The 14381-nt window shown below is 70.6% G+C and carries 11 protein-coding genes; 9 read left to right on the plus strand and 2 right to left on the minus strand.

All coding sequences use genetic code 11. The annotated features are described in order from the left end of the window. The first annotated feature begins 50 nt into the window (after positions 1-50). The 6 genes from ACI2L3_RS10415 to ACI2L3_RS10440 all read left to right on the plus strand — a co-directional run bounded on the left by ACI2L3_RS10415 (position 51) and on the right by ACI2L3_RS10440 (position 7139). Complete coding sequence (locus ACI2L3_RS10415) at positions 51-1667, plus strand: L-lactate permease (RefSeq protein ID WP_404751891.1); 1617 nt, start codon at positions 51-53, stop codon at positions 1665-1667. A 132-nt stretch (positions 1668-1799) separates the two neighbouring features. Further along, positions 1800-3164, plus strand: coding sequence for a phosphomannomutase/phosphoglucomutase (locus ACI2L3_RS10420; protein WP_404751892.1), 1365 nt, complete (start codon positions 1800-1802; stop codon positions 3162-3164). Between the two features lie 169 nt (positions 3165-3333). Next, on the plus strand, positions 3334-3510 hold the full coding sequence (locus ACI2L3_RS10425; RefSeq protein WP_404751893.1) for a Trm112 family protein: 177 nt from the start codon (positions 3334-3336) through the stop codon (positions 3508-3510). A 69-nt stretch (positions 3511-3579) separates the two neighbouring features. After that, positions 3580-4785: an SIS domain-containing protein gene (locus ACI2L3_RS10430; RefSeq protein ID WP_404751894.1), complete on the plus strand. Its 1206-nt coding sequence runs from the start codon at positions 3580-3582 to the stop codon at positions 4783-4785. Between the two features lie 134 nt (positions 4786-4919). Then, positions 4920-6071 (plus strand): mannose-6-phosphate isomerase, class I, encoded by a 1152-nt coding sequence (gene manA / locus ACI2L3_RS10435; RefSeq protein ID WP_404751895.1) that lies wholly within the window; start codon positions 4920-4922, stop codon positions 6069-6071. 108 nt (positions 6072-6179) lie between these two features. Then, complete coding sequence (locus ACI2L3_RS10440) at positions 6180-7139, plus strand: cation diffusion facilitator family transporter (RefSeq protein ID WP_404751896.1); 960 nt, start codon at positions 6180-6182, stop codon at positions 7137-7139. 81 nt (positions 7140-7220) lie between these two features. Here the strand turns inward: ACI2L3_RS10440 and ACI2L3_RS10445 are convergent, their stop codons facing one another. Then, positions 7221-9209, minus strand: a complete 1989-nt coding sequence (locus tag ACI2L3_RS10445; protein ID WP_404751897.1) for a fructose-specific PTS transporter subunit EIIC — start codon at positions 9207-9209, stop codon at positions 7221-7223. A gap of 360 nt (positions 9210-9569) precedes the next feature. Between ACI2L3_RS10445 and ahcY the strand changes: the two genes are divergently transcribed. Together ahcY and ACI2L3_RS10455 are read left to right on the plus strand one after the other, a co-directional pair. Beyond that, positions 9570-11024 carry an adenosylhomocysteinase gene (ahcY, locus tag ACI2L3_RS10450; RefSeq protein WP_404751898.1) on the plus strand — a complete coding sequence of 485 codons (1455 nt, stop codon included), beginning with the start codon at positions 9570-9572 and terminating at the stop codon, positions 11022-11024. A gap of 266 nt (positions 11025-11290) precedes the next feature. Beyond that, a complete protein-coding gene (locus ACI2L3_RS10455; protein ID WP_404751899.1) occupies positions 11291-11905 on the plus strand; it encodes a hypothetical protein in 615 nt (204 codons plus the stop codon). Positions 11906-11922: 17 nt separating this feature from the next. Here the strand turns inward: ACI2L3_RS10455 and ACI2L3_RS10460 are convergent, their stop codons facing one another. Next, positions 11923-12840 (minus strand): RDD family protein, encoded by a 918-nt coding sequence (locus ACI2L3_RS10460; RefSeq protein ID WP_404751900.1) that lies wholly within the window; start codon positions 12838-12840, stop codon positions 11923-11925. Between the two features lie 98 nt (positions 12841-12938). Between ACI2L3_RS10460 and ACI2L3_RS10465 the strand changes: the two genes are divergently transcribed. Then, complete coding sequence (locus ACI2L3_RS10465) at positions 12939-13946, plus strand: stage II sporulation protein M (protein WP_404751901.1); 1008 nt, start codon at positions 12939-12941, stop codon at positions 13944-13946. Positions 13947-14381: the final 435 nt, after the last annotated feature.

Genomic DNA, 14381 nt, shown 5'->3' on the forward strand with positions numbered 1-14381 from the left:
GTTCGCCCAGGCCATGACGATTTCGCCACCCCACAGCCGGGAGGCGTCCTGTGTTCGTGCAGCAACTGGAGCCCGTGGCCGACTCGCTCGGCCTGTCCGCACTCGTCGCGACCCTGCCCCTTCTGACCGTCCTCGTCCTCCTCGGCGCCGTCCGCATGAAGGCGCACCGGGCCGGGCTCATCGGCCTCGCCGTCGCCGTCCTGGTCGCCTGGCTCGCGTACGGCATGCCGCTCGGCCAGACCGCCTCCAGCGCCGCGCAAGGGGCACTCTTCGGGCTCTTCCCCATCCTGTGGATCGTCGTCAACGCCCTGTGGGTGTACCGCATGACGGTCCGCACCCGGCACTTCGACATCCTCCGCCGCTCCTTCGGCGGGCTCTCCGACGACCCCCGCATCCAGGCCCTCGTCGTGGCCTTCTGCTTCGGAGCGCTCCTGGAGGCGCTCGCCGGGTTCGGGGCGCCGGTGGCGATCAGCGCGGTCATGCTCGTCGCCCTCGGCTTCGACCCGGTGCGCGCCGCGGTCGTCGCCCTCGTCGCCAACACCGCACCCGTCGCCTTCGGAGCCATGGGCACCCCCGTGGTGACCCTGGCTCAGGTGACGGGCCTCCCGCTGGACACCGTCGCCACGGTCGTCGGCCGCCAGACGCCGCTGCTCGCCCTCGTCGTGCCGCTGCTCCTCGTGGCGCTCGTGGACGGGCGGCGCGGGCTGCGCGAGACCTGGGTGCCCGCCCTCGCCTGCGGAGCCGCCTTCGCCGTCGCGCAGTTCGCGGCGTCCAACTACGTCTCCGCGCAACTCGCCGACATCGGCGCCGCGCTGGCGGGCGCGGGCGCGCTCATGGCGGTGCCGCACGCACGCAGGCCCGCCCCCGAGCCCGTCCGCGCCGCGGTCCTCACCGGCGCCCGCAGCGAAGACCTCGACCACGACGACCCGCGCCCCGAAGTACTGCGCGCCTACGCCCCGTACGCCCTCATCGTCGCCGTCTTCTCCGTCGCCCAGATCCCGGCCGTCAAGGACCTCCTCGCGAAGGCGACCCGCACCTTCGACTGGCCCTTCCTGAACGTCGGCGACCCCTCCGGAGACCCCGTCGGGGGCAACGTCTTCTCGCTGCCGCTCGTGGCCACCGGCGGCACGCTGGTGCTGCTCGCCGGCGTGGGCACCGCGGCGGTCATCGGGGTGCACGCGCGCGTAGCGGTGCGCGAATGGGCCGCCACCGTCCACGAACTGCGCTTCGCGATCCTCACCGTGACCTCCGTGCTGGCCCTCGCCTACGTAATGAACCTCTCCGGCCAGGCCGCCACGATCGGGCACTACGTAGCCGCCGCCGGCGCGGGACTCGCCTTCCTGTCACCGGTGCTCGGCTGGTTCGGCGTCGCGGTGACCGGCTCCGACACCTCCGCCAACGCGCTGTTCGGCGCCCTCCAGGTGACGGCCGCTCAGCAGTCCGGGCTCTCGCCGGAACTCCTCGCGGCCGCCAACAGCTCGGGCGGCGTCCTCGGCAAGATGATCTCCCCGCAGAACCTGACGATCGCGTGCGCCGCCGTCGGACTCGCGGGCAAGGAGGGCGACCTGCTGCGCAAGGTGCTGCCCTGGAGTCTCGGCCTGCTCCTCGTGATGTGCCTGATCGTGGTCGGGCAGAGCACCGCGGTGCTCGGCTGGATGCTGCCGTGAGCCCTGCCGGACGCCACCTGGGGCCGCTGTGGCCGACGCCCGGCCCCCTGTCGGTCCCAGCGGGTAGTTTTGTGGTGCGCGGAGGGCTCTCCGTCCTCGCTGAACTCGCAGAACCTGCAGAGAGGGTTGGCCGTGACTGCTGATCTGTCCCAGATCGTGAAGGCGTACGACGTCCGCGGGGTGGTCCCGGACCAGTGGGACGAGTCGCTCGCCGAGCTGTTCGGGGCGGCGTTCGCCAAGGTCACGGAGGCGGACGCGATCGTGGTCGGACACGACATGCGCCCCTCGTCGCCCGGCCTCTCGCACGCCTTCGCGCGCGGCGCCGCCGCCCTCGGCGTGGACGTGGTGCAGATCGGCCTGTGCTCGACGGACCAGCTGTACTACGCGTCGGGCGCGCTTGACCTGCCGGGCGCGATGTTCACCGCGTCGCACAACCCCGCCCAGTACAACGGCATCAAGATGTGCCGCGCGGGCGCCGCCCCCGTCGGCCAGGACACCGGCCTCGCCGACATCCGCGCCCTCGTGGAGTCCTGGAGCGAGTCCGGCGCCCCCGAGAGCGCCGCCACCCCGGGCACCCTCACCGAGCGCGACACCCTCACCGACTACGCCGCCCACCTGCGCGGCCTGGTCAACCTGACCGCCATCCGCCCCCTCAAGGTCGTCGTCGACGCGGGCAACGGCATGGGCGGGCACACGGTCCCCACCGTCTTCGACGGCCTGCCCCTCGAACTGGTGCCGATGTACTTCGAGCTCGACGGCACCTTCCCCAACCACGAGGCCAACCCCCTGGACCCGGCCAACATCGTCGACCTCCAGAAGCGGGTCCGCGAAGAGGGCGCCGACCTCGGCATCGCCTTCGACGGCGACGCGGACCGCTGCTTCGTCGTCGACGAGAACGGCGCCCCGGTCTCCCCGTCGGCCATCACCGCCCTGGTCGCCTCCCGCGAGCTGGGCAAGCACGGCGGCAAGGGCACCGTCATCCACAACCTCATCACCTCCTGGTCGGTCCCCGAGGTCGTGAAGGAGAACGGCGGCACGCCCGTGCGCACGCGCGTGGGCCACTCCTTCATCAAGGCCGAGATGGCGCGCACCGGCGCGATCTTCGGCGGCGAGCACTCCGCGCACTACTACTTCAAGGACTTCTGGAACGCGGACACGGGCATGCTCGCCGCGCTCCACGTCCTCGCGGCCCTCGGCGGCCAGGACGGACCGCTCTCCGCCCTCGTCGCCCAGTACGACCGTTACGCCGGCTCCGGAGAGATCAACTCCACGGTCGACGACCAGACCGCCCGCCTCGCCGCGATCAAGACGGCGTACGACGGCAAGGACGGCATCACCCTCGACGAGCTGGACGGCCTCACCGTGACCGCCGCCGACTGGTGGTTCAACGTACGGGCGTCGAACACCGAACCCCTCCTGCGCCTGAACGTCGAGGCGCGCGACGAGACGACCATGGCCAAGGTGCGCGACGAAGCCCTCGCGATCATCCGCGGCTGACGTCCGCCGCCCGCACGGAGGCCCGACGGAGGGAAGGCCGCGGCAGCCCGGCCGCGACCTTCCCGCACCCCCACGCGCCGCCCCGCACGGAGGTAGGCTGACCAGGCCGCATCCTGTGCGCCACCGCAGCGCGCACACCCCACCGCATCCGCTCGAAGGGACCCACCCCATGCCGCTCGAAGCCGGCCTCCTGGAGATCCTCGCCTGCCCGGCCTGTCACGCCCCCCTCAAGGAGACGGACACCGAGCTGGTCTGCACGGCGGACGCCAAGGAGTGCGGCCTCGCGTACCCGCTCCGCGACGGCATCCCCGTCCTCCTGGTCGACGAGGCACGCCGCCCCGCGTAGCGGCACCCGCCCGGTACCCTCCGGGCCACCCTGCAGGAAGCCGCGCACGGCGATCGGAGACCTGACCCCATGCTCGACGAGTCGCTGCTCGACGACCCCGAGGCGCTCGCCCGCGCCGACCGCCGCGGACTGCTGCGCGGTGCGGCGGAGGCGGGCGCCCGCGTCCGTACCGCGGCCCGGCACGCCGTGGAGGCGGGTCTTGCCGAGCTCAAGCCCGACGGCCGCCCCCGCGCCGTCCTGATCGCGGGACCCGGCACCGCCGCCGCCTGCGTCGCCGACATCCTCGACGGCCTCATCGGCACCGGCTGCCCCGTCATCCGCCTCGCCCCGAGCGGCGTCGCCCCCGCCGCGGGCGCCCTGCGCTGGACGCTGCCCGGCTGGGTCGGCCCCGTCGACCTGCTCCTCATCGCCACCCCGGACGGCACCGAACCGGGCCTCTCCCTCCTCGCCGACCAGGCGTACCGCCGCGGCTGCACGGTCGTCGCCGTCGCCCCCGCGCGCACCCCCCTGGCCGAGAGCGTGGAGGGCAGCCACGGCCTCACCGTCCCCATGGCGACCTCCCCCTACGGGGCGTACGAAGGCCCGCACGACGACGCCACCCGCGACTCCGCCTCGTACGAGGCACGCCGCGTCGAGGACGAGGCCGCACCCGGCGCCCCCTGCACCCTGTGGGCCCTCCTCGTTCCGCTCCTGGTGCTCCTCGACCGCACCGGCCTGGTCGCCGCCCCCGCCGACGCCCTGCAGAAGGTCGCCGACCGCCTCGACCGCGTCGCGGAACGCTGCGGTCCGGCCATCTCCACGTACAGCAACCCCGCCAAGACGCTCGCCGCCGAGCTGGCCGACTCCCTCCCGCTGATCTGGACCGAGGGACAGTCCGCGGGAGCCGCGGGCCGCCGCTTCGCCGCCACCCTCGCCGAACAGGCCGGGCACGCCGCGCTCGCCGCCGAGCTGCCCGAGGCACTGCCCGCGCACGGCGCCGTCCTCGCGGGCAGCCCGACGGGCGGTGGCGGCGGTGACACCGACGACTTCTTCCGCGACCGCGTCGACGACCCGGCGGCCCTCCGCGCACGCGTGGTGCTGCTCCGCGACCGTCCGGTGGACGCCGGAGGCCTCACCGCTGCCCCCGCCGCCCGCGAACTGGCGCACGGCCACGACGTCGCGCTCAGCGAGCTCGAACCGGAGGACGGCGACGAACTGGAAGCGCTCGCCGAGCTGATCGCCGTCACGGATTTCGCCGCCGTTTACCTGGCGCTCGCCTCGGGGGCCGGATCATGACCACTGCACCGGTCATCTCCGTAGTCCAGCATGCGCGTACGCAGCGGTACCCCGTAGGCACGCAGCAGTACCAGGTAAGTACGCGGCGATACCCGGTAAGTACGCAGTAGCACCCAGTAAGGGAGAGCCCCTCCGTGGACCGCCTCACCAACACCATCCGCCCCTACGCCTGGGGCTCCACCACCGCCATAGCGGAGCTCATCGGCGTCGAGCCGAGCGGCGAACCGCAGGCCGAGATGTGGATGGGCGCCCACCCGGGCGCGCCCTCGCGCACCGAGCGCGGCGCGCTGAACGAGGTCATCGACGCGGCCCCGGAGCGCGAGCTCGGCGAGGCGGCGGCCGCCAAGTTCGGCCCGCGCCTGCCCTTCCTGCTCAAGATCCTCGCCGCGGGCGCCCCGCTCTCCCTCCAGGTGCACCCCGACCTCGCACAGGCGAAGGAGGGGTACGCGGACGAGGAGCGCCGGGGCGTCCCGGTCGACGCCCCGCACCGCAACTACAAGGACGCCAACCACAAGCCCGAACTGATCTGCGCCCTCACGCCCTTCGACGGCCTGTGCGGCTTCCGCGCGCCCGCCGAGACCGCCGACCTCCTCGAAGCCCTGGAGGTCGACAGCCTCAAGCCGTACGTCGACCTGCTGCGCGCCCAGCCCGAAGAGGCCGCCCTGCGCGAGGTCCTGACGGCCGTGCTGAGCGCCGACCCCGAGCAGATGGCCGAGACGGTCACCGAGGTCACGGCCGCAGCCCAGCGCCTCGGCGGGGCCTACGAGCCGTACGCGGGCATCGCCCACCACTACCCCGGCGACCCGGGCGTCATCGCGGCCATGCTCCTCAACCACGTACGACTGCAGCCCGGCGAGGCCCTGTTCCTCGGCGCCGGCGTCCCGCACGCCTACCTCGACGGCCTCGGCGTCGAGATCATGGCCAACAGCGACAACGTGCTGCGCTGCGGACTGACCCCCAAGCACGTCGACGTACCGGAACTCCTGCGCATCGTCCGCTTCGAGGCCACCGACCCCGGCGTCCTGCGCCCCGAGGCCTCCGAGACCGGCGAAGAGGTCTACGAAACCCCCATCGACGAGTTCCGCCTCTCCCGCTTCGTCCTGCCCGAGGGCGCCGCCCCGCACGACCTCACCACCGCCACCCCGCAGATCCTGCTCTGCACGGCGGGCTCGGTCCGCGCGGGCGAACTGACCCTGACGCCCGGTCAGTCCGCATTCGTCCCCGCGGGCGAAAAGGCCGAAGTGTCCGGCGCGGGCACGGTTTTCCGGGCCACCGTGGTGGCCTGACGCACCAAGGCCCTCCCGTGCTGCAACAATGACCCACCGCAAAGGGCGGGCAAAGCACCGCCGACAGCGTGGTCGATACGTACGAAGGCGAAGGGGAACCCCGCACTCATGAGCGCGTCAGGCGGAACAAAGGCGATTGTCGCGGCACTGGCCGCGAACCTCGCGATCGCGGTGGCGAAGTTCGTCGCGTTCATCTTCAGTGGCTCGTCCTCGATGCTCGCCGAGAGCGTCCACTCCCTCGCCGACTCCGGCAACCAGGGACTGCTGCTCGTCGGCGGCAAGAAGGCGCAGCGCGAGGCCACCCCGCAGCACCCGTTCGGCTACGGCCGCGAGCGCTACATCTACGCCTTCCTCGTCTCCATCGTCCTCTTCTCGGTCGGCGGCATGTTCGCGATCTACGAGGGCTACGAGAAGATCAAGGACCCGCACGAGATCGAGCACTGGTACTGGCCCGTCGGGGTCCTGGTGTTCGCGATCATCGCGGAGAGCTTCTCCTTCCGGACGGCCATCAAGGAGTCCAACGCGACGCGCGGCAGCCTCACCTGGACCCAATTCGTCCGCCGCGCCAAGGCGCCGGAGCTGCCCGTCGTCCTCCTGGAGGACCTCGGCGCGCTCGTCGGCCTGATCCTCGCCCTCGGCGGCGTCGGCCTCGCGCTGGCCACCGGCGACGGCGTCTGGGACGGCATCGGCACGCTCTGCATCGGCGTCCTCCTCATCGCGATCGCGATCATCCTCGCCGCGGAGACGAAGTCCCTGCTGCTCGGCGAGGCCGCGGGCATCGAAGAGGTCAACAAGATCGAGCAGGCCCTGGTCGACGGCGACACGGTCACCAAGGTCATCCACATGCGCACGCTCCACCTCGGCCCCGAGGAGCTCCTCGTCGCCGCCAAGGTCGCCGTGCAGCACGACAACACGGCCGCCGAGGTCGCCGCCGCGATCAACGCCGCGGAGGAGCGCATCCGCGCCGCCGTCCCGATCGCCCGCGTGATCTACCTGGAGCCGGACATCTACAACGAGTCGGCGGCAGCCGCGGGCGAGAACCCGGCGAAGTCGCCCGGCGCCCACTGAGCCTTCCCGACTGTACGAGGACGGGGCCCCGCACCGGTGTGGTGCGGGGCCCCGTCCCCGTATCCGGAAGAACCCGGGCCGCTACCGGACCTCGCGCAGCACGTCGAGGACCGCCACGTCGTCCGGCGCCGCCTCCAGCCGCTCCCGGAAGCCCGTGTCCATCAGCTTCCGGGACAGCATGGCGAGGATCCGCAGGTGTTCGTCCCCGGCGGCCGCCTCCGGCACGGAGATCATGAAGATCAGCTTGGCCTTCGTACCGTCGAGCGAGCCCCACTCGATGCCCTCCGGCGACCGCGCGAACCCGACGACCGGGGAGTTCACCGCATCGGTCTTGGCATGCGGAATGGCGATCTCCTCGCCGAGCCCTGTGGTGCCCTGCGCCTCGCGCCGCAGCGCGGTCCGCACCAGCTCCTCCACATCGTCGACCTTGCCGGTGGTGGCGAGCAGCGCGGCCATCTCGCGGATGGCGGCCTCCTTGTCGCCCGCGTCGAGCCGGACCTTCACGGTCTGCCGGGTGAGATAACCGGAGAGGACCTCGTCCTCTTCGCCGGCCTCGGGAAGCGCCGCCTCGGGCACATCCGGCGCGTCGACCGGGGGAGTCCCGCGCCGCTTGCGCTGGCTCAGGTCGACCAGCGTCACCGTCGTGAGCGCCGTGACGACCGCACCGATGGCGATGGCCACGAAGAACATGGGTACGCCGCCCACGGCGCCAAGGACCGCCACGATCGGCCCGCCGTGCGGCACCGCGTCCTGCACGCTCGCCATGCCGGCGACGGCACCGGCGACGGCGCCGCCCAGCATGTTGGCGGGGATGACCTGCGCGGGCCGCGCGGCCGCGAACGGAATCGCACCCTCCGAAATCCCGAAGAAGCCCATGAAGAGCGAGGCCATGCCGGTCTCGCGCTCCTGCTCCGAGTACAGCTTGCGGCGGAGCAGCGTGGCGAGACCCTGACCGAGCGGCATCACGGGGATCGCCGCGGCGCACATGCCCATCACGGTCTGGTTGCCGGTCGCGATGAGCCCCGTACCGAAGAGGAACGCGGTCTTGTTGACGGGACCGCCCATGTCGAACGCGATCATGAGGCCGAGGATCGCCCCCAGCAGGATCGCGCTCGTGCCCGTCATACCGCTGAGCCAGCTCGTCAGATGCTCGAACACCCACGAGATCGGCTTGCCGATGACGTAGATGAAGAACAGCCCGAGAGCCGTCGTCGCCACGATCGGGATCACGATGATCGGCATGATCGGCTGAACGAACTTCGGGACCTTGACCTTCTTGATCCACTGCACCAGATAACCGGCCAGGAACCCGGTCACGATGGCACCGATGAACCCCGCACCGGCCTTGGAGTCGTACAGCTCCCCGGTGTTGGCGATCCACCCGCCGATCATGCCCGGCACCAGCGCCGGCCGGTCCCCGATCGCGTACGCGATGTACCCCGACAGGATCGGCACCATCAACGTGAAGCCGATGACCCCGATGGCGTTGACGTGCGCCCAGAACGTCCCCTCCGGGATCACGTACCCCTTGGACGTGGCGTCGCCGCCGAGCGCCAGCGAGATCGCGATCAGCAGACCGCCGACCACGACGAACGGGATCATGTACGAGACGCCGTTCATCAGCGCCTTGTACGCGACGCTCCGCTCCCGGCCGCCGCCCCCGCCTTCGGCACTCTCCGCGGAACCGCCGCCCTCGCTCCCGCCTCCGCCGTGCACGGGAGCGCTCCGCACCCGCTCGATCAGCCGCTCCGGGTGGCTGATGCCCTCGGACACCCCGACGGACAGCACACGCTTGCCGGCGAACCGGCTGCGGTCCACGTCCTTGTCGGCTGCGATGATGATGCCGTCGGCGCTTCTGACATCGTTGTCAGACAAGATGTTCTCAGCCCCGATGGAGCCTTGCGTCTCCACCTTCATGTCGACGCCGAGACTCTCCGCCGCCTGCGAGAGCTTCTCCGCCGCCATGTATGTGTGAGCGATACCGGTCGGACAGGCGGTGACGGCGAGCAGCTTCAGCCTCCGCTGCCCGCTGCTGCCCCCGCCTATGGGGGGATCGGCCGGACTGGTCACGTAAATCTCCTAACGCCTCTGCCTCGCGAGACCGCGCAAACGTTCCCGATCTCAAGGCATCCTGCAACACGTAAGCGCAGGATCAAAAGCGCAAAGGTCCCATATCGTCCAGGTCTGGCGGCCTATCCACCAGACATCGGGTGTACGGAGGCGGGCTGGGGCTTGCTGGGCCGATCGGTGTAGCTTGGTGACGAGCCAGACGTCGCTGCTGATGGCGGTCGGGCGGTCCACGCACGGACTGTCCGAGGGAGAGAGGGCCTCCGACGGACTGCGCTGCGCGCGTCTGTGCACCCCGTGTGCGCCGATGCCGCAGGTCAGCCATGTCCATCCCTCGATCGACGCACGAGGAGCAGCTCACTCATGACTCTCATCAACGGCCAGGACTTCAAGGTCGCCGACCTCTCCCTCGCCGCCTTCGGGCGCAAGGAGATCACCCTGGCCGAGCACGAGATGCCCGGCCTGATGGCGATCCGCAAGGAGTTCGCCGCCGACCAGCCGCTCGCCGGCGCGCGCATCATGGGCTCCCTGCACATGACCGTGCAGACCGCCGTCCTCATCGAGACCCTGGTCGCGCTCGGCGCCGAGGTCCGCTGGGTCTCCTGCAACATCTTCTCCACCCAGGACCACGCCGCCGCCGCCATCGCGGTCGGTCCGAACGGCACGCCCGAGGACCCGCAGGGCATCCCGGTGTTCGCCTGGAAGGGCGAGACGCTGGAGGAGTACTGGTGGTGCACGGAGCAGGCGCTGACCTGGCCGAACACCCCCACCGGCGGCCCGAACATGATCCTGGACGACGGCGGCGACGCCACCCTCCTGGTCCACAAGGGCGTCGAGTACGAGAAGGCCGGCAAGGTCCCCTCCGTCGACACCGCCGAGAACGACGAGCACCGCGTCATCCTGCAGGTCCTCAACCGCACCATCACCGAGGGCTCGCAGAAGTGGACCCAGCTCGCCTCGGAGATCCGCGGCGTGACCGAGGAGACCACCACCGGCGTCCACCGTCTCTACGAGATGCACCGGGACGGCACCCTCCTCTTCCCGGCGATCAACGTGAACGACGCCGTGACCAAGTCCAAGTTCGACAACAAGTACGGCTGCCGCCACTCCCTGATCGACGGCATCAACCGCGCCACCGACGTCCTGATCGGCGGCAAGACCGCCGTCGTGTGCGGCTACGGCGACGTGGGCAAGGGCTGCGCGGAGTCCCTGCGCGGCCAGGGCGCCCGCGTGATCGTCACCGAGATCGACCCGATCTGCGCGCTGCAGGCGGCGATGGACGGCTACCAGGTCACCACGCTGGACGAGGTCGTGGAGACGGCGGACATCTTCGTCACCACGACCGGCAACAAGGACATCATCATGGCCAGTGACATGGCCCGGATGAAGCACCAGGCGATCGTGGGCAACATCGGCCACTTCGACAACGAGATCGACATGGCCGGTCTCGCCGCGATCCCCGGCATCGTCAAGGACGAGGTCAAGCCGCAGGTGCACACCTGGACCTTCCCCGAGGGCAAGGTCCTGATCGTCCTCTCCGAGGGACGGCTCCTGAACCTGGGCAACGCCACCGGTCACCCCTCCTTCGTGATGTCCAACTCCTTCGCGGACCAGACGCTGGCCCAGATCGAGCTGTTCACCAAGCAGGAGCAGTACCCCACCGGTGTCTACGTGCTGCCGAAGCACCTGGACGAGAAGGTCGCCCGCCTGCACCTGGACGCGCTCGGCGTGAAGCTGACCACGCTCCGCCCCGAGCAGGCCGCCTACATCGGCGTCGAGGTCGAGGGCCCCTTCAAGCCGGACCACTACCGCTACTGACGGCCGACCGACCGCCGGTACGTCGATACCGACCGCCGGTACGTCGATACACCGGTACGTCGATACGCCGGTACGCCGGTTCGGTAAAGCCACACCTCAGCAGGCCCTCGCCCCCGTGGCGGGGGCCTGCCCCTTTGAGGCGCCGACCAGCCGACCGTCCCTCACCGACTCACCGACTCACCGACTCACCGACTCACCGACTCACCGACAGCTCAGCGCAGAATTCCGACCGACCGACTGACTGACCGAGGACCAGGACCAAGCCCATGCCCCGCGGCCGCTATTCGCTCCACGACCCGCACGATCACGCCCCCCTCGGTGAAGAACACTTCCACTGCGCCCCCGGCCCCTCCGGCTGGCGCTACGTCTCCCAACGCACCACCACCTCAGGCACCCCCGCCGGCTCCGTCGACCTCGCCCTCGACGACCGCGGCCGCCCCATCCGCCTCGAACTCCACGCGGGCGACTGGCAGGTCCGCGCCGGCGCCCTCAACGGCGTCACCTGGGTCCGCACCGACCCCACCGGCACACACGCCACCGAAGACAACGCCCCCGCCCACGCCTTCACCGGCACATCCCCCGCCTTCCTCATCGCGACGGCCCGGCTCCTGCGCCTGCCCCCCGCTTCCCCCGCGACCCGCATCCGCCTGGTCGCCTTCACGGACCCGGTCCTGGCCCCCCGCACCCTCGACCAGTCCTGGGCCCTGCTGAAAAGCGAAGCACACGCCACTGACAACGGCCCGCTGATCGTGGACGAGTACCAGGTCACAGCCCTGGACACGGGCGAACAGCACGCCGTCCACATCGCCGGCGACGTCGTACTCGCGGCCCCCGGCATCGAGCTGGAGCACCTCGAAACCCCACCGTCGACCTTCGCCTGACCTTCGCCTGACACCGCTCAGGCAGGCGGCTGGAACCCGGTAGCCGGACGCGGAGCCTCCGCCCCCTGCTCGTCAGGAGCAGGACCAGCGGGAGGTGGAGCAGAAGCGGGCGGGTAGGCGCCGCCGGCGGCGTGGTCAAAGCCACCCACAGCATCAGCGCCACCTACAGCAGCATCAGCGCCACCCGCACCACCAACAGCCCGCCGTGCGTCCCGTGTCTGCCGCTCGTGCACGACGGCCGCCAGGTACGCGGCCGGAGGCACCCCATACGGCGCCGGAGCACCGGTCCGCTCCGCCAGATCCCCGGCAAGCCGCTCCGCCATCGCCCACCCCACCTGCGGATCCAACTGCTGCATCCGCGTCAGGTACTGCCGGATGGCCAGCCACAGCCCCTCGGGCACCCCGGAGAGATCCAGTCCGGAGAACTGCCCGACGAGCCAGGGCGGCGGCGGAGGAACGAACGCCGCCCTTCCCGAGGGCACCCGCTCACGTACGACCAGCGTCCCCGCGAACACATCCCCGAGCCGTCGCCCCCGCGCCGAGACCAGCGACGCGATGCACGCCACAACCCCGAACGTCAGCAGGATCTCGACAACCCCCATGGCCCCCCGCACCAGCGCGTGCCGGAACCGGACGGGCCCCCCGTCGTCCCGCACCACCCGCAGCCCGCACGCCAGCTTCCCCAGCGAACGCCCGTGGCTGAGCGTCTCCACCGCGATGGGCACGCCGATCAGAATCAGTACGAAGCTGGCCACCGCGACCGCGGCAGCCGCGGCATCGTCCAACGAGGAAGTCGAAGCGACGATCCCGATGGTCACGCCCAGATACACCGCCCACGCGACGACCAGGTCGATCAGCACGGCCAGCGCCCGGCTCGGCAACTTCGCGGGCCGCAGCTCCAGCGCCACCGCCTCGCCCGTCACAAGCTCACTCACGCCGCCACCCCTTCCCTGCACTGCCGTCGGACTGGCCAGTCTGCCAAGCTGATGAATCACGCGCCGCAGTACGAGGAGCTACGAGGAGCAGTCAACCGATGGACCTCGACGTCTTCGTGTCTTCCCACCGAGCCGAATGGGACCGACTGGACTCCCTGCTGCGCCGCCGGCGCCGCCTCACCGGAGCCGAGGCCGACGAACTGGTCGCCCTCTACCAACGCACCGCCACCCACCTCTCCCTCATCCAGTCCAGCGCACCCGATCCGCAGCTCACCGGGCGCCTCACACATCTGGTGGCACGCGCGCGCAGCGCCGTGACCGGCACACGCAGCGCCTCCTGGCGAGACGTGACCCGCTTCCTGACACACGGGTTCCCGGCGGCGGTCTACCGCTCCCGCCGCTGGTGGATACCCACCGCCCTGCTCTCGACGGTGCTGGCAGCGGTCATCGGCTGGTGGATCGGCACCCACCCAGAAGTCCAGTCCACGATCGCCGCCCCCAGCGAGCTACGAGAGATGACCCGCCCGGGCGGCCAGTACGAGACGTACTACTCCAGCCACCCCGCGGCTTCCTTCGCCGCCCAGGTCTGGACGAACAACGCTCAGGCAGCCGCGATGTGCCTGGTCCTGGGAGCATTCCTCTGCGTCCCTGTCCTATGGATCCTCTTCCAGAACATGCTCAACCTCGGCGTCGGCATCGGCCTGATGTCCTCGGCCGGCCGCCTCGACACCTTCCTGGGCCTGGTCCTGCCGCACGGCCTCCTCGAACTGACCGCGGTCTTCGTGGCCGCCGGCACCGGCCTGCGCCTCGGCTGGACCGTCATCGACCCGGGCCCCCGCACCCGCCGCACCGCTCTGGCAGAGGAAGGCCGCGCAGCCCTCGGCATGGCCATCGGCCTGGCCCTGGTCCTGTTCGTGTCGGGCGCCATCGAAGGCTTCGTCACCCCGTCGGGCCTCCCGACCTGGGCCCGCATCGCCATCGGCATCGGCGCTGAACTGGCGTTCCTCGCGTACGTCTATGTGCTGGGCGGCAGGGCGGCCCGTGCGGGCGACACGGGCGACCTGGACCGGAGCGAACGCAGCGCCTCGGTCCCGCTCGCAGCGTGATGTGCGTACGGCCCAACTGACCTGCTAGTCTCCTCATCGCCCCGGAAAAACCGTTGACACGGAAGGACCGGGGAGGTAGATTCGAACAGTTGCCTAGAACTGGACAAGTCCAGCGGCGGCGGTTTAAACTCTGTCTGCTTCTTGAATTTCATCGATCGAGAAGCCACCCCGATGATTCGGAATCCGAAGCCGGTAAGACCGGCCGAAAACTTCTGATAAAGTCGGAACCGCCGGAAAGGGAAACGCGAAAGCCGAAAGGCAGGAGCGGGAACCGGAAAGGCACCGAGGAAATCGGACACGAAAGAGTCTGATAGAGTCGGAAACGCAAGAACAAAAGAAACACCGAAGGGAAGCGCCCGGAGGAAAGCCCGAGAGGGTGAGTACAAAGGAAGCGTCCGTTCCTTGAGAACTCAACAGCGTGCCAAAAGTCAACGC

Origin of the sequence: Streptomyces sp. NPDC029674 (assembly GCF_044903205.1) — a bacterium.
Taxonomy (GTDB): domain Bacteria; phylum Actinomycetota; class Actinomycetes; order Streptomycetales; family Streptomycetaceae; genus Streptomyces.